19 protein-coding genes are annotated in these 20012 nt (G+C 67.4%); 9 read left to right on the top strand and 10 right to left on the bottom strand.

What is annotated here, in order from left to right:
* Positions 1 to 91: 91 nt before the first annotated feature.
* Both Aple_RS24755 and Aple_RS24760 read right to left on the bottom strand, forming a co-directional pair.
* Entirely contained in the window at positions 92 to 1732 is a 1641-nt protein-coding gene (locus Aple_RS24755; protein WP_155347077.1) for a fumarate hydratase, read from the bottom strand.
* 37 nt (positions 1733 to 1769) lie between these two features.
* Positions 1770 to 3029: an EamA family transporter gene (locus Aple_RS24760; RefSeq protein ID WP_246264754.1), complete on the bottom strand. Its 1260-nt coding sequence runs from the start codon at positions 3027 to 3029 to the stop codon at positions 1770 to 1772.
* Between the two features lie 68 nt (positions 3030 to 3097).
* On the opposite strand from Aple_RS24760, the gene pdxR reads away from it, so the two are divergent.
* Positions 3098 to 4426 carry a MocR-like pyridoxine biosynthesis transcription factor PdxR gene (gene pdxR / locus Aple_RS24765; protein WP_155347078.1) on the top strand — a complete coding sequence of 443 codons (1329 nt, stop codon included), beginning with the start codon at positions 3098 to 3100 and terminating at the stop codon, positions 4424 to 4426.
* Positions 4427 to 4436: 10 nt separating this feature from the next.
* Here the strand turns inward: pdxR and Aple_RS24770 are convergent, their stop codons facing one another.
* Positions 4437 to 5633: an MFS transporter gene (locus Aple_RS24770; protein ID WP_155347079.1), complete on the bottom strand. Its 1197-nt coding sequence runs from the start codon at positions 5631 to 5633 to the stop codon at positions 4437 to 4439.
* Positions 5634 to 5741: 108 nt separating this feature from the next.
* Between Aple_RS24770 and Aple_RS24775 the strand changes: the two genes are divergently transcribed.
* Positions 5742 to 6374: a DUF1707 SHOCT-like domain-containing protein gene (locus Aple_RS24775; protein ID WP_246264755.1), complete on the top strand. Its 633-nt coding sequence runs from the start codon at positions 5742 to 5744 to the stop codon at positions 6372 to 6374.
* A 1-nt stretch (position 6375) separates the two neighbouring features.
* Here the strand turns inward: Aple_RS24775 and glpX are convergent, their stop codons facing one another.
* Entirely contained in the window at positions 6376 to 7410 is a 1035-nt protein-coding gene (glpX, locus tag Aple_RS24780) for a class II fructose-bisphosphatase (protein ID WP_155347080.1), read from the bottom strand.
* Positions 7411 to 7647: 237 nt separating this feature from the next.
* Here glpX and Aple_RS24785 point away from each other — a divergent pair, with 237 nt between their 5' ends.
* From Aple_RS24785 to Aple_RS24795, 3 genes are all read left to right on the top strand, one after another.
* Positions 7648 to 8250: a TetR/AcrR family transcriptional regulator gene (locus Aple_RS24785; protein WP_155347081.1), complete on the top strand. Its 603-nt coding sequence runs from the start codon at positions 7648 to 7650 to the stop codon at positions 8248 to 8250.
* A gap of 24 nt (positions 8251 to 8274) precedes the next feature.
* Positions 8275 to 8811, top strand: coding sequence for a DUF4245 domain-containing protein (locus tag Aple_RS24790; protein ID WP_155347082.1), 537 nt, complete (start codon positions 8275 to 8277; stop codon positions 8809 to 8811).
* Positions 8812 to 8969: 158 nt separating this feature from the next.
* The gene (locus tag Aple_RS24795; protein WP_155347083.1) at positions 8970 to 9161 is read left to right on the top strand and encodes a hypothetical protein; all 192 of its coding nucleotides are present in this window, start codon (positions 8970 to 8972) and stop codon (positions 9159 to 9161) included.
* Positions 9162 to 9339: 178 nt separating this feature from the next.
* Here Aple_RS24795 and Aple_RS24800 read toward each other — a convergent pair whose 3' ends face one another.
* From Aple_RS24800 to Aple_RS24815, 4 genes are all read right to left on the bottom strand, one after another.
* Positions 9340 to 9579, bottom strand: coding sequence for an exodeoxyribonuclease VII small subunit (locus Aple_RS24800; RefSeq protein ID WP_155347084.1), 240 nt, complete (start codon positions 9577 to 9579; stop codon positions 9340 to 9342).
* 9 nt (positions 9580 to 9588) lie between these two features.
* Positions 9589 to 10800 (bottom strand): exodeoxyribonuclease VII large subunit, encoded by a 1212-nt coding sequence (gene xseA / locus Aple_RS24805; RefSeq protein WP_155347085.1) that lies wholly within the window; start codon positions 10798 to 10800, stop codon positions 9589 to 9591.
* A 204-nt stretch (positions 10801 to 11004) separates the two neighbouring features.
* Positions 11005 to 11736, bottom strand: a complete 732-nt coding sequence (locus Aple_RS24810) for a dienelactone hydrolase family protein (RefSeq protein ID WP_155347086.1) — start codon at positions 11734 to 11736, stop codon at positions 11005 to 11007.
* 691 nt (positions 11737 to 12427) lie between these two features.
* A complete protein-coding gene (locus tag Aple_RS24815) occupies positions 12428 to 13219 on the bottom strand; it encodes a hypothetical protein (protein WP_155347087.1) in 792 nt (263 codons plus the stop codon).
* Between the two features lie 98 nt (positions 13220 to 13317).
* On the opposite strand from Aple_RS24815, the gene Aple_RS24820 reads away from it, so the two are divergent.
* Complete coding sequence (locus Aple_RS24820; RefSeq protein WP_155347088.1) at positions 13318 to 14292, top strand: 4-hydroxy-3-methylbut-2-enyl diphosphate reductase; 975 nt, start codon at positions 13318 to 13320, stop codon at positions 14290 to 14292.
* 187 nt (positions 14293 to 14479) lie between these two features.
* Here Aple_RS24820 and Aple_RS24825 read toward each other — a convergent pair whose 3' ends face one another.
* Positions 14480 to 14947 carry a DUF6542 domain-containing protein gene (locus tag Aple_RS24825; RefSeq protein ID WP_155347089.1) on the bottom strand — a complete coding sequence of 156 codons (468 nt, stop codon included), beginning with the start codon at positions 14945 to 14947 and terminating at the stop codon, positions 14480 to 14482.
* A gap of 229 nt (positions 14948 to 15176) precedes the next feature.
* Entirely contained in the window at positions 15177 to 16451 is a 1275-nt protein-coding gene (locus Aple_RS24830; RefSeq protein WP_373869626.1) for a DNA recombination protein RmuC, read from the bottom strand.
* 150 nt (positions 16452 to 16601) lie between these two features.
* Here Aple_RS24830 and ychF point away from each other — a divergent pair, with 150 nt between their 5' ends.
* The 3 genes from ychF (at position 16602) to Aple_RS24845 (ending at position 20009) form a co-directional block, all read left to right on the top strand.
* The gene (ychF, locus tag Aple_RS24835; protein WP_155347091.1) at positions 16602 to 17678 is read left to right on the top strand and encodes a redox-regulated ATPase YchF; all 1077 of its coding nucleotides are present in this window, start codon (positions 16602 to 16604) and stop codon (positions 17676 to 17678) included.
* A 148-nt stretch (positions 17679 to 17826) separates the two neighbouring features.
* Positions 17827 to 18711: a PrgI family protein gene (locus Aple_RS24840; protein ID WP_170321647.1), complete on the top strand. Its 885-nt coding sequence runs from the start codon at positions 17827 to 17829 to the stop codon at positions 18709 to 18711.
* 299 nt (positions 18712 to 19010) lie between these two features.
* A complete protein-coding gene (locus Aple_RS24845) occupies positions 19011 to 20009 on the top strand; it encodes a conjugal transfer protein (protein WP_155347093.1) in 999 nt (332 codons plus the stop codon).
* Positions 20010 to 20012: the final 3 nt, after the last annotated feature.

Below are 20012 nucleotides of genomic sequence, written 5' to 3' on the forward strand. Positions count from 1 at the left end.
GTGGCAGCTTACCCATTTCGGTACACGTGCCTGTAGACACCTGGCCGAATAGTTGTCGAGATCTTCTGTCAAATCCGGTCAGGACGGTCGTTCAACGCCTGCCGATGGTCAACACGGGGCCGGTGGTGTCCTGGAAGAAGTCCTGACCCTTGTCGTCCACGACGATGAAGGCGGGGAAGTCGACGACCTCGATCCGCCAGACCGCTTCCATGCCCAACTCCGGATATTCCAGGACTTCGACCTTCTTGATGCAATCCTGCGCGAGGCGGGCGGCCGGGCCGCCGATCGAACCCAGGTAGAAGCCGCCGAACTTCTGGCACGCCTCGGTGACCTGCTTGGAGCGGTTGCCCTTGGCCAGCATGACCATCGATCCCCCGGCCGCCTGGAAGCGCTCCACGTAGGAGTCCATCCGGCCGGCGGTGGTGGGGCCGAAGGATCCGGAGGCGTACCCTTCGGGGGTTTTGGCGGGGCCGGCGTAGTAGACGGCGTGATCCTTGAGGTACTGCGGCATCTCGCCGCCCCCGTCCAGCAGATCGGCGATCTTGGCGTGTGCGATGTCGCGGGCCACGACCAGCGGTCCGGTCAGGCTGAGGCGGGTCTTGACTGGGTACTTGGTGAGCTCGGCTCGTATTTCGGACATGGGCCGGTTGAGATTAATACTGACCACGTCGTCGGAGAGGTGCTCGTCGGTGGTATCGGGCAGGAAACGCGCCGGGTCGGTCTCCAGTTGCTCCAGGAACACGCCTTCTGGGGTGATCTTCGCCAGGGCCTGGCGGTCGGCGGAGCAGGAGACCGCGATCGCCACCGGGCAGGATGCGCCGTGCCGGGGCAGGCGGATCACCCGGACGTCGTGGCAGAAGTACTTGCCGCCGAACTGGGCGCCGATGCCGAGCTTCTGGGTGAGCTCGAAGACCTTCTTCTCCATTTCCAGGTCGCGGAAGCCGTGCCCGGCGGGGGATCCCTCGGTGGGGATGCTGTCCAGGTAGCGGGCGCTCGCGTACTTCGCGGTCTTCAGCGCGTGCTCGGCGCTGGTGCCGCCGACCACGACCGCCAGGTGGTACGGCGGGCACGCGGCCGTGCCGAGCGAGCGGATCTTCTCCTCCAGGAACTGGAGCATGCGCTTCTCGTTGAGGACGGCCTTGGTCTCCTGGTAGAGGAAGGACTTGTTGGCCGAGCCGCCGCCCTTGGCCATGAACAGGAGTTTGTAGGTGTCGTCGCCCTCGGCGTACAGCTCGATCTGGGCGGGGAGGTTGGTGCCGGTGTTCTTCTCCTCCCACATGGTCAGCGGGGCCATCTGGGAGTAGCGCAGGTTGAGCTTGGTGTAGGCGTCGTAGACGCCGCGCGAGATGTGCTCGGCGTCGCGGCCGTCGGTGAGCACGTGGCGGCCGCGTTTGCCCATGACGATCGCGGTGCCGGTGTCCTGGCACATGGGGAGCACGCCGCCGGCCGAGATGGAGGCGTTCTTGAGCAGGTCAAGCGCGACGAAACGGTCGTTGCCGCTCGATTCGGGGTCTTCGATGATCTTGCGGAGCTGGGCGAGGTGGGAGGCGCGGAGGTAATGGGAAATATCGTGAATTGCGGTTTCGGTGAGCAGCCGGAGCGCCTCCGGGTCGACCTCCAGGAACCGGCGCCCCGCCCCCTCGACGACCCGCACCCCCTCCGCGGTGATCAGACGGTATTCGGTCTCGTCCGCGCCCAGCGGCAGCAGGTCGGTGTAGTCGAACTCGGGCATCGTCTTTGATCCTCCGTGCGGGGTGTCCACTCGCCGTTCACTGTACGACCCCTCGCTCCGGCCGCAGTCCGAGGAGTATCCCGACGATCACGAGGGCCGCTCCCGCGAGGTCCGCGACAGACGGCACTCCAAGGCCGAGCACGACTCCCGTGCCGATCGCGCCAACCGGGATCATCCCGGCGAACAATCCCGCCTTCCCCGGGCCGAGCCGGGGCAACGCGCTGTACCAGAGAAGGAACCCGGTTGTCACGATCAGCGCCAGATACCCCAGCCCGAGCGCTTCCGCGAGCGTCGGAACTCGCAGGATCCCCGACCCGTCGAAGACCACCCCGAGCACGAGCAGCGACGGCACGGCCAGCGCCGACGAATACGCCGACACCCTGATCGCCCCCAATTTCGGCAACAGCGGCAATGCCAGCAACGAGAAGCACACCTCACAGACGAGCGCACCCAACGCCCACAGCAACGCGGCCGGGGTCCCCGATCCCAGCCCGGTCGCGAGCGTGGCCCCGGCCACGACGACGGCTGCGGCGATCAGAATCCGCCTGGACGGCGGCGTCGGCCTGACCCGGCTCAGCATGGCCGGAATCGGCGCACACAACGCCAACGCCAACGGCACGGTCCCAAGAACGGTCCCGACCAGCGCGGGCCCTGCATGCCGAGCAGACTCGATCACGCAAATATTGAAGATCACAAGCCCAGTGAGCGAGAGCAACACAAGCAGCACGCGATCCCGCGCCGTCAACCTCACCCGAACGTCGCCATTCCGGCCACCAGGTGCGGCATCCGTATATGCCCGCCCGTCGGCATTCGCGTGTGTTTGGCCGCTGAGGCCTTGTGCCGGCCGCGCCGCATCTACTCGCGCCTGACCCGCGTCATTCGCCTGTGTTTGGCCGCTGAGGTCGCGCGCCAGCAGCGCCGCATTCACACGCGCCTGATCCGCGCCATTGGGACCAACTGACAGAATGCGGCGGTCGCTCTTGGCGCCGGTGCGGTGAGAACTATCACCAGCGTTAACGGCGCCGGATAACGGCGAGAGGACCCGCGACCTGTTCATTCTGTTAAGTGCTCGCGTCCGCCGACCGGCCTCCCGCGCCCTCTTCGCATCCATGGCGTTCGCGGTCGCGAACAGGACCAGGGCGGCGACCGCGTAGCGGATGGCCTGGCCGCCGTAGAGGGGGTAGTCCTGGATCACGTCGGAGACGGCCGCGAGGGTGCCCACCATGAACATCGCGCCTGCGGCCATGGCGACGGCCTGGAGGTCTGGGGCATGGGCTGTCTTGATATCCGTGGTCATGTCGCACGATGCTAGGGATGCAATGGTTCTCGCTATGAGTCCAATTACGTGCGGGAATTGAGGACCAATTGGCTGATCTTCATGTGGAGATTGATCGGGAGGCCGGGGGGATCGCGGGGCAGATCGCGCGGGAGTTGCGGGAATCGGTGCGGTGTGGGCGGCTTGCTCCGGGTGCTCGGTTGCCGGCGAGCCGGGATCTGGCCAGGGATCTTGGGGTTTCGCGGGGGGTGGTGGTCGAGGCGTATGAGCAGCTGGTCGCGGAAGGGTTTCTGGAGTCGCGGATCGGGGCTGGGACGCGGGTGGCGGTGACGGCGGGGCGTTCCGAGCGGGAACATTCGGCGGTTCCGCCGGAGGAGCCCTTTGCGCATCGGCCGACATCTCCGGATTTGGGGTCGTTTCCGCGGCGGGCCTGGTCGGCGGCGTTGCGGCAGGTGCTGGCCACGTTGCCGAACGATGGGCTGGATTACGGGGATCCGGGTGGAGTGCTGGAGTTGCGGGTGGAGCTGGCCGCCTACCTCCGTCGGGTACGCGCCGCTGACGTCACGCCTGGCGACATCGTGATCGTCACCGGGGTCGCGCAAGGGCTCAGTTTGCTGGTGACCGTACTCGCTCAGGCGAAGGGCGGCCCGATCATGCTGGCCACGGAATCGCCCACGAGCGCCCGCCAGGAACCCCTGCTCAGGCGCGCCGGAGCCGACCTCGTCGGGGTGCCGGTGGACGATGAGGGCGTGGATGTGCAAGCGCTCACCCTTACCGGGGCTGAGGCCGTGCTGGTCACGCCCGCGCACCACTATCCGACGGGCGTGGTTTTGTCCCCGCGCCGCAGGGCCGAACTCGTCGCCTGGGCCGCCGCGACCGGGGCGACGATCATGGAAGACGACTACGACGCCGAATTCCGCTTCGACCGCGACCCCGTCGGCTGCCTGCAGGGCCTCGCCCCCGGCCACGTCGTCTTCGCGGGCAGCGTCAGCAAGGCCCTCGCCCCCGGCCTGCGCCTCGGCTGGCTCGCCGCCCCACCCGCCCTGGCCCGCGCGGTACGGCTGGCGCGCGCCGAACTCGACCTCGGCTCCCCGGTGATCGATCAGCACACCCTCGCGCATTTCATCAGATCAGGCGGATACGAGCGACATCTCCGCCGCATGCGCCGCGAATACCGCACCCGCCGGGACGCCCTCGTCCAAGCCCTCGCCGAACACTTCCCCGACATCCGCGTTCGCGGCATCTCCGCGGGCTTGCACCTCTACGCCGAACTCGACGATCCCGCCACCTTCGCCCGCTCCGCGCAAGCCCACGGCCTCGCCGCCGAGATAGCGGGCGACGGGCTGGCGATCGGGTTCGCGCGGCTGCCGGAACATCGGATCGCGGCAGCCGTACGGGCTATCGCACAGGAGGGCTGACCGGGCGGGCTTATGGCACGGGCGGGCTGTCGGATGGGAGGGCTGACCGGGCGGGCGCGGCTGTCGGGGCGAAGCCGCGGGCCAGGACGATGATCGCGGCGGCCAGCACCAGCGGGGCGATGAACGCGATCCGCAGGTCGGCGGCGTCCGCGATGCCGCCCACCAGGGCCGCGCCGACGATGAACCCGACATAGTTGAACATGTTCACCCGGGCGATGGCGATCCCCGTGCCCGCCGGATCCAGGCGGCCCGCCGCAGAGAAGGACTGCGGGGCGATCACGGACAGACCAACTCCAGTGAGGGCGAAACCGGCGATCGCCAGGGCCTCGCTGGGGGCGGCGACGATCGCCAGGAAGCCCAGCGTGGCCACCACCGCGCCGGTCCTGACGATCGCGACCGGCCCGAACCGGCGCACCGCGACATCCCCGCCGACCCGGACCAGGAACGTCGTCGCCTGGTACGCGCCCAGCGCCCACGGCACCAGCCACGCCTCCGACAGCATGATCTTGTCGAAGTAGACCGAGCCGAAATTGGAGATCGAGGAGTCGCCGACGTACAGGAAGGCCATCGCGAGGCAGAGCGGCAGGATCGGAGCCCACGGGAATCGGCCGGGGGCCCGCGTGGTGGATTCGACGTGTTCGTCCGCTGGAGTGCAGAGCCAGTGGGACGCGATCAGGGAAATGGCGATGCCGGGGACCATGGCGATCGTGAAGGTCGGGCCGAGCGTGAGGCCGGAGTCGGCGGCCAGGGACGCCCAACCGGCACCGATCACGGCGGCGGCGCTCCAGAGGGCGTGGAAACTGGTCATCACCGGGCGGGCGTACCGGCGTTCCACGGCCGTGCCCTGCATGTTCATGCCGGCGTCGACGCCGCCGAGGCCGATTCCGAACAGGACCAAGGCGCCGATCAGGAGGGGGACGTTCGCCGCGAATCCGCACAACGCCACGGCTACGCAGGCCAAGGGCTGGACCGCGCGGAGGATCCAGCGGCTGCCGTACCGGGCGGCGAGGGCGCCCGCGAGCACGCTGCCGACGCCCGCGATCACGGGGACCACGAGCAGGAGCAGGGTCAGTTCGCCCTCGGTCAGGTGATGCTTTTCCTGGAGGGCCGCGACCTGGGTGAGGAGCGTGGCGAAGGTGAGACCTTGGACGAAGAAGACGGCGAAGGTGGCGAGCCGTGCCTGCCGGTCTCGTGGGGAGGGGGCCACGATGCCTCCGTGAACATGAGGGGCATTCAAGATTCCGTCAGGCTAAAGCTGCCGGAGACGGCGGTCAACGGTGTGCTGGACCTTCGGGTCAGCGCTTAGGCTCAGAGCGTGAGCAGTGAGTTCCGCGATTTCCGCGACTGGATCGCCGCCTGGGTGGCCCCCCGCGACACCAGCGGCCCCAGACCCCAGGACCTGCGAGCCTCCGACGCCGACCGGGAGCGAGTGATCATGGCGCTCACCGACGCGCTCGCCGACGGCAGGCTCTCGCCCGTCGAGCACGAAGAGCGCGTCGAGGCGGCCTACCGGGCCCAGACGCTGGGCGGGCTCGCCGAGCTCACCCGCGACCTGCTACCCCCCGAAGCCCAGCCCATCGTCATGCACGACCGCCCGGTCATGGCCTTGTTCCGCACCGAGAACCTGGGCGGACGCTGGGTCGTCCCCGCCAAGATCCCGGTCACCTCGTTCGGCGGCAAGGTCAACATCGACCTCCGCGACGCCCTCCTGCAATCTCACCGCGTGGTCGTGCAACTCGCCGTCATGGCCGGCACCGTCACCCTCCTCGTCCCCGACGGCGTCCTCGTCACCCCCGCCCCCGGCGCCCGCGTCCGCTCCTTCAAAAACGAAACCCGCCCCCCGGACTCCCCTTCCCCACCGATCATCGAACTCGCCGGTTTCGTGTACGGCGGCAAGGTCATCGCCCGCTGCCCCAAACCCCCCAAACGAGGCTTCTTCCGCCGCTGATTCAGAGGGCGGTGTCGAAGTTGATGGCGCTGTAGGCGCCGAGCTTCCAGAGTTGGTGTTCGCTTTCGATCTTGCGGATGGTGCCGGAGCGGCCGCGCATGACGAGGGAGTGGGTGACGGCGGCGCCGCCTCGGTAGCGTACGCCGCCCATGAGTTCGCCGTCGGTGATGCCGGTCGCGGCGAAGAACACGTCGTCGGAGCGGACCAGGTCATCGGTGAGCAGGACCTGGTCGAGGTCGAGCCCGGCGTCCAGGGCGCGGCGGCGTTCGGCGTCGTCCTGGGGCCAGAGCTTGCCCTGGATGACCCCGCCCAGGCACTTCATCGCGCAGGCCGCGACCGTGCCCTCGGGGGTGCCGCCGATGCCGAGCAGCAGGTCTACGCCGGTGCCCGCGCGGGCCGCCATGATCGCCCCGGCCACGTCGCCGTCGGTGATGAACTTGATCCTGGCCCCGGTCTCCCTGATCTCCTTCACGATCTGCTCGTGCCGGGGTCGATCCAGGATGACCACCGTCACATCCGATGGTTTGCCGCCCTTCGCCCGGGCGACCGCGCCGATGTTGTGCGCCACCGGGGCGTTGATGTCCACGGAGTCGGCCGCTTCCGGGCCGGTGACGAGTTTCTCCATGTAGAAGACGGCGGACGAGTCGTACATCGAGCCGCGCGGGCTGACGGCGATCACCGAGATGGCGTTGTTCATGCCCAGCGCGCACAGCCGGGTGCCGTCGATCGGATCCACGGCCACATCACACTCCGGCCCGGTTCCGACTCCGACCTCCTCCCCGTTGAACAGCATGGGCGCGTTGTCCTTCTCGCCCTCGCCGATCACTACGACCCCACGCATCGACACCGTGTTGATCAGCTGGCGCATGCTGTTGACCGCCGCGCCATCGGCTCCGATCTTGTCTCCGCGCCCTACCCACCGGGCGCTGGCCATGGCCGCCGCCTCGGTAACGCGTACGAGCTCCAACGCCAGGTTCCGGTCCGGCACATGCTCCCCAGTCGCCAGCACACCGGGGACAGCCGTCTGATCAGCCATGATCGAACTCCTTCACATGGTGCTTCCCTACCCAGCAGCGACACATTCGATCGTAATTGCCCCCCTTCAGCCGACTACGACCGGCTTCCCCAACACGCCCACCAGGGATCAACAAGGCATGTCACCACCCTCCCGGCCTTTCCGGAGAGATAGTTGGGTCTTCCCAAAGGGCTGCGAGGGCCGACTAGAGCGAAGGTTCGGTCTCGTGGAGTGACGGCGGAGGATAATCTCGCCACCATGAGCAGCGACACGAGCGCCACCGAACGATCGGTCACCGTGCGCACGTCCGAGCGCGGCGCCGCCACCCGCGGCGCGCTTCTCGACGCCGCCAGGGAGATCTTCATCACCAGCGGCTTCGCCGACGCCGGAGTGACCGACGTGGTGCAGCGGGCCGGAGCCAGTGTCGGCAGTCTCTATCATCACTTCTCCGGCAAAGCCGACCTCTATCGGGCGCTCTTCGAAGACTTCCAAACCCGCCAGACAAACCGCACCAAACAAGCCGTCCAGCTCGCCCGGCTCTCCGGGGAATCCGACCCCATGCCGCTGTTCCTCGCCGGAGCCCGCGCCTACCTCGACGGCTGCCTGGCCGAACGCGACCTCGCCGCCCTCTTCCTCCGGGGCGACGGCCCTCCCGGCTTCGAGGTCATCATGCGCGACCGCCTCCGCCAGTGGGCCCGCCGCAACGCCACCCTCTTCGAGAACGAGGACGCCCTCGTCGTCGTCATCACCGGCGCCCTCGCCGCCGTCGTCCAGGAACTCACCCTCTCCGACGACCTCGAAGCCGCCAGCCGGATGGCCGAAGACGCCCTCCTCATCATCAGCCGAATCCGCCCCCACTGACCCCGCCCGGTAGTCTCCATTGGCGTGCGCCAATTCACCCAGGGTTTCTACGGCTACGCGTTCGCATTGTTCGTCTGCCTATTGGCAGCAGGCGCGTTCCTCCTGATCACCCCGCAAAGCCGGACCCAGCACATTCCCCGGGTGGACTTCAGCATCGACACCGCGAACGCGGCCCGCCTCGCGCCTTACGCGGTCGAAGTCCCCCGCCAGGTCCCCACCGGCTGGACCCCCACCAGCTCCCGCGTGACCCAGGACAAGAACACCCTGACCTGGCGCCTCGGCTTCGCCACCGCCAACAAGATGCACGCCATGCTCGCCCAGAGCAACGAAACCCCAACCGCCGACTTCGCCGCCCGAATGGCCAACACCACCACCGTCACCGGCACCCAGCAAATAGCCGGCACCACCTGGCAACAACGCTTCCGCGCAGACAAAAACCAACGCTCCCTAATCCGAATCCTCCCCGACCACACCATCATCATCACCGGCTCCGCCGACTGGCCCGAACTAACCGCCCTAGCCACCATCCTCACCCCCGCCCCCAAACCCTCAGCCTCCTAAACACCCCTGACTCCGAGCACGCCCCGCCGGTCGGTCGCATGAGTGGCGTTGTTGCTTCGGCATTCGCAGGTGGTCATCAAGCTTCGTGCAAGCCGCGGGCTCTCCAATGAGGCCATGGAGAACATCTCTCCAGCGATCCGGCCACGGAGGAAGAGGGCATGACCAACCCGGTCCGCTACATCATCGCCGGCCTCATTGTCGCGCTCATGATCGCGGCTGCCCTCGCAGGCTTCCAGGGCTTCTTGAACCCGCCCGGAATACTTCTCGTGATCGGCATCGGAGTTTCCGGCCTCTACAAACTCTTCGAGTCACGCACGCCGCCTGACAAAGAGCCCGCCCCCGGCGAGTAACTCAGATCCCAGACGGCCCACCTGGCAGATAGTTCCGGTCCGGCGCAGTCTTTATCGGCCGGATGGTCCCCGAGGGCGGGAGCGCTTGCGTCTGGTGGGGCGGTCTTAAATCACCCCACAGAATGCCGCTGCCACCTCGTTGACGTGGCTGGGGGCGCTGCCGGGCTGGGGGTTTGGGTTAGAAGGGGGCTTCGTCGGAGTTGTTGGGGTGGGGGGTTTCTCGTTGGGCTAGGGCGGCGGCTAGTTTGGCTCGGGCTCCCTGGAGCCATTCTTCGCAGACGGCGGCCAGTTTTTCGCCGCGTTCCCAGAGTTCGATGGACTGCTCCAGGGTGAGGCCGCCGGTTTCGAGGCGGCGGACCACCTCGGTGAGTTCCTCGCGCGCCTGCTCGTACGACGGGGTCTGCTTGTCCTGGGCCACGGCACCACCCTAGGGGGCGGTCTCGGTGACGGTCACCGAGACGCGGTCGTCGGGCAGGCGGAGGGTGAGATCGTTCCCGGGGGAGAGGTCGGCGGCGCGGCGGACGACCTCGCCGGAGGGGCGTTGCACGATGGCGTAGCCGCGTTCGAGGGTGGCGGCGGGTGACAGGGCGACCAGGCGGGCTCTGAGATGTTCCAGGCTGTCGGCCGAACGGTCCAGGGAACCGGTGAGGCAGCGGCGGGAGCGGTCGCGGAGGGCGTCCACCTGCTCGGCGCGGCGATCGAGCTCCCGCACCGGATCCGACAGGGACGGCCGTGATCGGACCGACTGGAGCCAGTGCTGCTCGCGATCCAGCCAGCCGCCGACCACCCGGCGCCCACGATCCCTGAGCTGCCGGACGAGCGTCAGCTGCTCTCCCACATCAGGGACGACCTTCTTGGCCGCGTCCGTGGGCGTCGACGCCCGCAGATCAGCCACCAGATCCAGCAGCGGACTGTCCTGCTCATGACCGATCGCGCTCACCACCGGCGTGCGGCAAGCCGCGACCGCTCGCACCAGCGACTCGTCGGAGAACGGCAGCAGATCCTCCAGCGAGCCGCCACCCCTGGTCACGATGATGACGTCGACCTCTCGATCGGCGTCCAGCTTCCGCAGCGCCTCGCTCACTTCGGCGACCGCGAACGACCCCTGAACGGCCACCGCCTCGATCTTGAACCGCACGGCCGGCCAGCGGCGGCGCGCGTTCTCCAGCACATCCCGCTCGGCCGCGGAATCCCGCCCGCAGATCAACCCCACCGTGCCGGGCAGGAACGGCAACCGCCGTTTGCGATCGGTGTTGAACAGCCCTTCCGCGGCGAGCACCTGCCTCAACCGCTCCAACCGAGCCAGCAACTCCCCGACCCCCACCGGCCGGATCTCCAACGCCGTGAATGCGAACGACCCCCGATTGACCCAGAAGTCGGCCTTCACATGCACAACCACCCGAGCCCCATCGACCGGCCTCGGCAAACTCGCCTCATACACAGTCCGCGCACAAGTCACCCGCGCCGACACATTCGCCACCGGATCCCGCAAGGTCATGAACACGGTCCCGCCCCGCGCCGTCAACTCGGTGATCTGCCCCTCAACCCAGATCGTGCCCAACCGCCCAATCCACTGCGCCACCATCTGCAGCACGGACCGAACCGGCAACGGCTCCTCCGGAGACGTCTTCGCGCCCACTACCCCTCCTGGTCCCCGCTCACGCACCGCATCCACCTACGCCCGGCAGCGTAGCCACCCCCACCGACAGAACAGCCCGCCGCCCCAACTCTCCCATCGATGATCTCCCGCACCTGCACCTGTTCGGCCATGCCGAACAGGCTGACGCGAACGCGCCGGCCGTGAACGGATCACGACCGGCGCGCCGAGGACTACAGCGGGGTATCAGGCCAGATGCCGGGAGAAGAACCGCAGCGAGTCGTCCGTCGCGAACCGCGGCAGATCTCCGTGCTTGCCGGGGTTGGCGTGCAGCGTCTTCTCGGCTGAACCGAAGGCATCGAACAACGCCAGACTCTGGGCCCGCGGTGCCCGCTCATCGTCCCACTGGACCAGAAATTGCACCGGTACGGTGATCCGCGCGGCGGTCTCGGCCAGCGCGGGCGACCCGAGCAGGCCCAGCACCGCGGCGCTGACTCGGGGTTCTGCGGCGACGAACGGCACACCGAGCCCGCAGCCCATCGACACGCCCCAATAGCCCACCGGACCGCCGCCGACATGGTCGAGTTGTTGGACCGCGGTCAGGACCGCCTGCCATTCCGCGACGACCTGCCCGGCCACGAGAGCGTGCATGGCGGCGACCAGCGCAGCCGTATCCTCTCCTGCGGCTATACGGGCCCGGTTCTCGGTTGCGATCCGGTCCAACTCCTCGTTCTTCGGCCGCTCGCCGTGGTTGGGCACGTCGACCGCGGCGACCGCGAAACCGCCCTCGGTGACGAAGCGGCGCGCGCGGGCCAGGATGCCGGGGGCCTTCTTGTGTTGCCCGCCGCCGTGCCCCATCACGATCAGGGGACGAGTGCCGAGGGCGTCTTCCGGCGTCCACAGCACACCGGGGATCTCGCCGAGGGTGAATAGCTGTTCGGTGACGCCGTCCAACGACGTCTGGGAGGTGAAGCGCATAGCGTTTCAAGCCTTTCGGGATGCCTTCTGCGGGCGCTCCCTAGACCATGCAAGGGAGGGAGCCCCGATCTGTCACAGTGTTGATCGGTCTCACCTCCTCGAGTTCGTAGCGGTGCACGGCGACGCCGAAAGTATCACAAAGGGCATCACTCGCGTCTGAGCGAATGTTGCCTGACGCGGCACTGGTTCCAGGAACGCCTGGCCCAGCGACAGGACCCGGTTTGCCATCCGCCCCGCCCCCGTTTGGGAGGCGAAACGCACCGTTCACTAAGGCCTGCCCCGTTCTTGCTCGTTTCGTCAGATAGGTCCGTTCACGTAATCGGCGGGACAGGTCCTAGATCGCCTATCCCCACGACACTCTGGCGTTCAGCCTGCGACGGTCGTTTTAGGTGTTCACGGCGTGATGTCCCGTCCCGTTGTGCGGGAGATTCCTGTCATTTCCGCCTCCCGCGTGCGGGACTCGTGTTCGTACTGTCGTACGGGGCGTTCACCCAACGGCGTCCGTTTTCGCCGTGCGGGTGCCCGCCCCGAAACGCTCAGTATGCCGACGCCCAGGTGATTTCAGCGTCGGCCGGTTCACGCGATTTGGCGGTGATTTCCACGAGGTGGGGCTTGGTCGAACCAGGCGACCCGCTTCACCGCCGTGGGTTCGGCCCTCGTCTCGGCGACCTGATCCTCGCCGGGCGTTGGGTCAGATTCCGGATTCGAGCTTTGTCAGGCGGTTGCGGTACATGGTGGTGACTTCGGGGCGGGCGGAGGTCGCCTCTTCGTAGGCGATCAATTGCTGGATTTCGAGGGCGGACTTTCCGCGCATGCGGGCGCGGAGGGAGGCGATCGTCAAGTCGGCATACCCGGGGATGGGCTCAGCCGGGGCAGCCTTCTTGGCGGGCGTGACGACGGCGGTGTCCGCCTGGGGCTCGGCGACCGGCTTGGACGCGGAGTCGAGTTCAGCGTTCGGCTTGGGCTCGGCAACCGGCTTAGGCGCGGAGTCCAGTTTGGGTTCAGCGCTCGGCCGGGGTGCGGCTTTCGGCTTGGGCTCGGCCTTGGGCTCGGGTTCGGCCTTTGGCTTGGGTGTGGAGTTCAGTTTGGGCTCAACGTTGGGCAGGGGTTCGGCTGCCGGCTTGGGCTCGGCTTTCGGTTTGGGTACGGAGTCCAGTTTGGGTTCGGCGGTCGGCTGGGGTTCGGCTGCCGGCTTGGGTGCTGGTTCGGGTTCTTGGTTGAGATCGGCGGCGGGTGCCGTTGGGCGGGGGGCGAAGATGACAGGCTCGCGGCGGGCCGGTTTCTCGGCTTCTGAAGTGGGGGATTTACCGGGCTTCTCCTCGGGGGCGCCCAGGCGTCGGATGGTGGAGCGGACGCGGTCGCCGATGAGGAGGGCGTGGCCCACGCCGCTGAGGGCGGTCTGGAGGACCGCCATCGGGAGGTCCTTGGCCTTCTCCATGATTTCGCCGCGATGGTCGTACGCGTCACGGAGAGGTTTGGTCAAAGTTCGAAGGAGAGACATCGCGGCTCCTGGAAAGTGTCTTATTGGGTCAAGTCGACGTGAGGTCAGGATGCGGCTGACGCTCCACGTAGCATGAGACCATGACCTCACAGACCCCCGCGAGCATTCCGGACCGTAGACGTGTGCTGGTGGCGAAGCCGCGTGGGTACTGCGCGGGGGTGGATCGTGCTGTCGAGGCGGTGGAGAAGGCCCTCGCGCAGTATGGGGCGCCAATCTACGTCCGCAAACAGATCGTGCACAACACGCATGTGGTGAGAACCCTGGAAGGGCGTGGTGCGATCTTCGTCGATGAGACCGAGGAGGTCCCGGAAGGGGCGATCGTGGTCTTTTCCGCGCATGGGGTGGCTCCTGCCGTGCACGACGAGGCTGCCCGTCGTCGGCTGAAGACCATTGACGCCACCTGCCCGTTGGTCACCAAGGTCCACAATGAGGCCAAGAGGTTCGCCGCCCAGGACTATGACATCCTGCTGATCGGTCACGAAGGCCACGAAGAGGTCGAAGGCACCGCCGGGGAAGCACCCGATCATGTGCAACTCGTCGATGGCCTGGATGGCGTCGGGACAGTATCCGTCCGTGACCCGCGGAAGGTCGTCTGGCTCTCGCAGACCACCCTCTCCGTCGACGAGACGACGGAGACCGTCAGCCGCCTCAAAGAGCGCTTCCCCAACCTTATCGACCCGCCCAGCGACGACATCTGCTACGCGACGTCCAACCGCCAGACCGCCGTCAAGGAGATCGCCGCCCAGTCCCAGCTGGTGCTCGTGGTCGGCTCCGAGAACTCCTCCAACTCCAAGCGCCTGGTCGAAGTGGCCCTCGACTATGGCGCCAAAGCCTCCTACCTGGTCGACGACGCCTCCCACATCGACGACACCTGGCTCGACGGCGTCACCACCATCGGCCTCACCAGCGGTGCCTCGGTCCCCGAAATCCTGGTCGACGGCGTCCTCCGCAAACTCGCCACCCACGGCTTCACCGACGTCGAAGAAGTCGAATCCGTCCAGGAACGCATGCGCTTCGCCCTCCCCCACGAACTCCGCAAAAACCTCCGCGCCTAACAACCCACAAGCCCGGACCCCCAGCCCAAGCCCCCAGCACCGGGTTGCTCGCCGTTATCTTGCGCCGTTTATCTGCGTGTGGAGTTCTCGCCGTACCGGTGCCAAGAGGTTGTGCCAGGGGCGAGGCCAAAGCGTTGCTGATGCCGGTTGGCTTTGGGGCGGGTTCTCGCCGGGGCGGTGCCGGAGGTCAGTCTTCTTTGGTGGAGCCGTAGAGGCGGGGTTCGAAATAGCCTTCGGGTTCGGCTGCGTACGTGGGGGTGGTTTCGCGGCTTTGGCGGGGTTTGGGGACGCGGTGGGCGTGGGCTAGGCGGAAGGTGCGGATGTTGGCGGGGAGGCCGCGGTACCAGGCGATGGCGAGGGTGAGGGCGGAGCCGGCGAGGAGCCAGGGGGCGGCGGCGGAGAGGATCGTGAAGAGGCCCAAGGCCATGGATTGCAGGAATTGGGTGGTGCGGAGGGCGCGGATGCTCTCGATGAAGAGGGCCGTCAGGAAAAAGATCAGGGGTGGGGTGACGACCAGGGGGAGCAGGTCGCGGGGGTTGACCAGGGTGACGGCGGCCGCGCAGCCGAGGAGGAAGATGGGGCCGGGGGCGATGAGCTGGCCAAGGAGAGTAATCACGAACAGCAGCGTGATGGCGCCGCGCGCGGTCAACCTCATTGCCGGAAACCCCCTTTCTCCAGCCCCCTAACCTACCGTTCCACAGCTCTGGAAGAGGGCGCTTACCTGCTCTTCCCGCTCCGCAGCGATAGCGGAAGGGCGCTTACCTGTTCTTTTCTATGTACAGCGTCCCCACGTGCTGCAGGGCAGTGCTTGCCTGTTCTTTTCGATGTACAGCGTGCCCACGTGCTGCAGGGCAGTGGAGGGGCGCTTGCCTGGTCTTTCCGCTTTACAGCGACAGTGGCGGGACGCTTACCTGTTCTTCTTCCACCAGTTCCGGCACGGAGAGCAGCCGTGGCAGCTCCTCGACCAGTTCGGGTGTGGCCAATGGGCTGTCCACCAGGCCGAGATCACTCAGGCGGCGGGCGCTCACCAGCACCCGGTTCTCCAGCGACCCCACCGTCCGGTTGTACGCGGCGACCGCCTTCGACAACGACTTGCCGAGCGCGTCCACGTTGCGCCCGAGCCCGCCAAGCCGGTCGTAAAGCTCCTTGCCGATGTCGAACACCGCGCGGGCGTTCTCGCTGAGCGCCGCCTGCTGCCAGGCGTACTGTGCGGTACGGAGCATGGTGATCAGAGTGGTGGGGGTGGCGATGTGCACGCGCCTGTTCATCGCGTACTCCAGGAGGGAGGGGTCGCGCTCCAGGGCGGGGGCGAGGAACGCCTCGCCGGGAATGAACAGGACCATGAACTCGGGCGCGGGGCTGAACGCCTGCCAGTAGGTCTTGGCGGCCAGTCGGTCCACGTGCTCGCGGACATGCCGCGCGTGCGCGTCCAGCCGGGCCCCCGCCAGCTCCGGATCCTGCGCCTCGGCCGCCTCCAGGTACGCCGCGAGCGACACCTTGGAGTCGACCACGATGTTCTTGCCCCCACTCAACCGGACGATCATGTCAGGCCGGACGGCGCCGTCGGCGGTGTGCCCGGTCACCTGCTCGTCGAAGTCGCAGAACCGGGCCATCCCGGCGATCTCCGCGACCCGCCGCAGCTGGAGCTCCCCCCACCGGCCCCGGGCCTCCGGCCGCTGCAGCGCCCGCACGAGCGAGCGGGTCTGCGTCTGGAGCTGCTCCGAACTCTGCCGCACGAACTCCATCTGCTGCTGCAGCTCGGCCCGGGCCCCGCGCGCCCCGAGCTCGCTCTCCCGCAGCTGGTGCTGCACCCGGGCCAGCGTCTCCTGCAGCGGCGCGACCAGGTTCTCCACCGCCTGCCGCCGCTGGTCGAGATCCCCGGCGGCCTCGGCCCTGGTGGTGTTGAGCCGGTTCTCCGCGAGTTCGAGGAAGCGCAGGTTGTTCAGGTCGAGCGCGCGGGCGGAGAGGGCCTGGAACCGCTCGGTGAGCTGCCCCTCGACATAGCCGAGTTTCTCTTCCGCGGCCCGCGCCCGGGCCTCCGCGTCGGCGAGCCTGGCCGCGGTCTCCTCGGCGGCGCGTCCGGTCTTTCCCCGGCCGAGCGTGTATCCGATGGCCAGCCCGGCGGCCAACCCGAGGGCGAGCTGGATTGCGAGAGCCATGACGTCCACATGGGGGATGATCCCAGTCCTTTCCCCGCAGAAGGGGGAGGCGCGCTTGCGCGGCGTGCGCTGATTACCTAGGGTTTCCATCCCATTGCGTACGGCATGCACGCTCAGGCGCTCCCCGTCCGGCCGGTAAACTCGGATCCCGTGAGTCTGAGCATCGGGATCGTCGGCCTGCCCAATGTCGGCAAGTCCACCCTTTTCAACGCGCTGACCAAGAGCGCCAACGCCCTGGCGGCCAACTACCCGTTCGCCACCATCGAGCCCAACGTGGGGATCGTGGGTGTGCCCGACGCGCGTCTCGCCCAGCTCGCCACCATCCACGGCTCGGCCCGGATCCTCCCGGCCAAGGTGGAGTTCGTGGACATCGCGGGCTTGGTGAAGGGCGCTTCGGAAGGTCAGGGCCGCGGCAACCAGTTTCTCGCCAACATCCGCGAGACCGACGCCATCTGCCAGGTCATCCGGGTCTTCACCGACCCCGACGTGACCCACGTGGACGGCGACATCGCCCCTGAGCGGGACATCGAGACGATCAACACCGAGCTCATCCTGGCCGACCTGCAGACGATCGAGAAGGCCGTGCCGCGCCTGCAGAAGGAGGCCAGGACCAACAAGGACCGCAAGGCCGCCCTGGACGCGGCCGAGACGGCCAGCAAGATCCTCGACGGCGGCACCACGCTCTACGCCTCCGGCATGGACCTGACCGACCTCCGCGAGCTCCACCTGCTCACCGCCAAGCCCTTCCTGTACGTGTTCAACCTCGACGCCGACGAACTGGTCGACACCGACCTCAGGACCCGGCTGTCCGCGATCGTCGCCCCCGCCGAGGCCGTCTTCCTGGACGCCAAGATCGAGTCCGAACTGGTGGAACTCTCCGACGAGGAGGCGCTCGAACTCCTCCAGTCGGTCGGTCAGGACGAATCCGGCCTCTCCCAGCTGGCCCGCGTCGGCTTCGAGACCCTCGGCCTGCAGACCTACCTCACCGCCGGCCCGAAGGAGACCAGAGCCTGGACGATCAAGAAGGGCTCCACCGCCCCCGAGGCCGCCGGCGTCATCCACACCGACTTCCAGCGCGGCTTCATCAAGGCCGAAGTGATCTCCTTCGACGACCTGATGGAGGCCGGTTCCGTGACCTCCGCCCGCTCCGCCGGAAAGGCCAGGATCGAGGGCAAGGACTACATCATGCGCGACGGCGACGTGGTCGAGTTCCGCTTCAATGTCTGACGATCCGCAGGTGAAAGCAGGGCTTAGGGAGCGCGGCCGTCTTTTGACATCTAAAGGCTGACTTTCTGCGTGCGGAAATGTCAGAAATGCCCACCGCAAGGGATCTGGATCGGTAGGCTCCTGCGCCGTGATCGATCAGAACATACCGGTGGAAAACACCGCTAACCTTTCGCCTTCCAGCGATGACGTCCAGGCTGACAAGGAAGCCAGTGGAAGCGTCGTCGAACTACTCGAACGGATCGCCTCGGTGGTCCTCCCGATCGCCGTCGCGCTTTACGCGGTCCTCTACATCGGCATCGAGGAGGTGTACGCGGTCTTCGGCATCAGCCCGCAGCAGGCGGGGATCGACCAGTCGGTGCTGTTCGGCCGGCTCATGGGCACGTTGGTGCTGGTCCTGCTGTTGGGCATCCCGGCCCTCGGCTTGATCGTGGGACTGGGTTGGCTGATCAACAAGGTGACGTTCGGCTTCGGCGAGAAACTCGTGGGAGGCATCAGGAAGCGCCCGTGGGTGGCCGCGCTGATCGCCGCGCTGTGGTGTGGCGCCACCTACTGGGGTTTCTTCAACTTCGTCGGCGACCTCGACCTCACCATCATGATCGTCATCGCTGTGGGGCTGGGCGTGCTGACGTTCCTGGTGCCGTTCCGGCTGCTGCGCCGTAAGCCTGTCGGCCGCGCCGGGTTGAAGGTGCTCGTCGGCGGTCTGACCGGGCTGGGCCTGGGCTTCCTGCTCATCCTGCAGCTGTCGTACGGCGCGGTGGAGGTGCAGCGGACCGGGCAGTCCAACCTGCTGCTCGACACCCTGGGATTCCAGGACCAGTGGGCCATATTGAAGAACGCCGAGGACGACAAGCCGCTCTACGACGGCCGCTGGATGATGCTGCTGGGTGAGAGCGAGGGCACGTACCTCTTCTACGACTGCGACAAGCTGGATACCTTCCGCCGTCCGATCGAGACCACCAACCTCGGCAGCCTGCAGCTCAGCCCCGAGCGCGAGGAGGGCTTCACCTGCGGTGGCCTTGCCGAAGGCCAGTGACGGCGAAGGAAAACCAGGTACGAGTCTCGGTACGGTTTGGATAGCTCTCGCTGACCGGTTGGTAATAGTACGGGCCGCTGGCCTGCTAAGACGTCGTTTCGTGGTCGTACCTGCCGGTACGGCCACTCTCCGTCTCATGCAGACTCGGTTTGGCCGGTTACTTAGATGCGCACAGCATGGGCGTGGCTTTCCTGGAACAATTGGCGGGACCGCTAGGGTGAATACTTCAACGTGGATAACCGGATCGAGAGTAAGAAGACACCGCGCCAGCCGGGGGGATCGGCGCGAGCGGAGGCGTGATGGCTCGCAGGTCAACCGTCCAGCAGGATCCTCGGATCGCTGGCGACCCCGAGTCGTACCCGTTGCCTGATCTCGACTCGGCGCCGGTGCGGCGCAGGGGCTGGAGCGGTGGCGGGGGCCGCTGGCTCGTGTGGGTGGGGCGGGCGATCCTGTGGGCGCTCATCATCGTGATCGTGGTCAACGGGGTGCGGGCGCCGTTCGAACGGTTCACCCAGGGCCAGAACGCGGCCGCGCCGACCACGCCGGAGGACGCCGGGTTCCCGGTCCAGGAGGCGGCCGGATTCGCCAGTCAATTCGCCGCGGTCTATTTGAATTTCGACGCGACCAATCCGGATCAGCGCGACGAAAGGCTGACCGCTTTTCTCCCCCTCGGCGGCGAGCGCCGGTTCGGCTGGAATGGGTACGGCCGGATGTCGGCCGGGGCCATTCAATTCCAGAGTATCGATGTGGCCGCCGACAACGTGAACGCCACGGTCGTGGTGAGTTTCCAGTCGGGCAGCAAGAGATGGCTGCTTTCGGTGCCCGTCTACCACTCGGGTGACCGCTTCGTGGTGACCGGCCGCCCGGCGCTGCTGCCCGCGCCCGCCGTCGCCGATCTGCCGGCTGTCGCCGACCCGGACCGGGACAACAGCCTGGAGAACCAGCTCCGGCCGACGCTGGAGGGCTTCTTCAAGGCGTACGCGTCGGGGAACACGGCCGAGCTCCGGCTGTACGCCACGGATGGGGCCACCATCGAAGGGCTTGGTGGCTCGTTCGAGCTGGCCCAGCTCACCGATGTGATCGTGCCGGTGGGCGGGGAGTCGAGCCGGACTGTCACGGCGGTCGTGGTGTGGGCCGTGCCGTCGGGCGCCGCCGCGGCCCAGCCGAGCACCGACCCGGCCGCCGATCCGGCCGCGCAATCGGCGGGTCTCGAGCAGGCCTACCAGCTCTCCATGGAGAGGCAGGGCGAGAAGTGGCTCGTCGGGCGGATCCAGGGCGCGGGCCGGTCCGTGGGGTAACAC

Origin of the sequence: Acrocarpospora pleiomorpha (assembly GCF_009687885.1) — a bacterium.
In the GTDB taxonomy this organism is placed as follows: domain Bacteria; phylum Actinomycetota; class Actinomycetes; order Streptosporangiales; family Streptosporangiaceae; genus Acrocarpospora; species Acrocarpospora pleiomorpha.

What these genes read in the sequence shown, in the direction of transcription:
- Aple_RS24795 (WP_155347083.1), top strand. Translation starts at nt 8,970, where the DNA reads ATGACCAACCCGGTCCGCTACATCATCGCCGGCCTCATTGTCGCGCTC.
- Aple_RS24830 (WP_373869626.1), bottom strand. Translation starts at nt 16,451, where the DNA reads ATGGCTCTCGCAATCCAGCTCGCCCTCGGGTTGGCCGCCGGGCTGGCC.
- Aple_RS24785 (WP_155347081.1), top strand. Translation starts at nt 7,648, where the DNA reads ATGAGCAGCGACACGAGCGCCACCGAACGATCGGTCACCGTGCGCACG.
- Aple_RS24755 (WP_155347077.1), bottom strand. Translation starts at nt 1,732, where the DNA reads ATGCCCGAGTTCGACTACACCGACCTGCTGCCGCTGGGCGCGGACGAG.
- Aple_RS24760 (WP_246264754.1), bottom strand. Translation starts at nt 3,029, where the DNA reads ATGACCACGGATATCAAGACAGCCCATGCCCCAGACCTCCAGGCCGTC.
- Aple_RS24845 (WP_155347093.1), top strand. Translation starts at nt 19,011, where the DNA reads ATGGCTCGCAGGTCAACCGTCCAGCAGGATCCTCGGATCGCTGGCGAC.
- Aple_RS24810 (WP_155347086.1), bottom strand. Translation starts at nt 11,736, where the DNA reads ATGCGCTTCACCTCCCAGACGTCGTTGGACGGCGTCACCGAACAGCTA.
- Aple_RS24820 (WP_155347088.1), top strand. Translation starts at nt 13,318, where the DNA reads ATGACCTCACAGACCCCCGCGAGCATTCCGGACCGTAGACGTGTGCTG.
- glpX (WP_155347080.1), bottom strand. Translation starts at nt 7,410, where the DNA reads ATGGCTGATCAGACGGCTGTCCCCGGTGTGCTGGCGACTGGGGAGCAT.
- Aple_RS24825 (WP_155347089.1), bottom strand. Translation starts at nt 14,947, where the DNA reads ATGAGGTTGACCGCGCGCGGCGCCATCACGCTGCTGTTCGTGATTACT.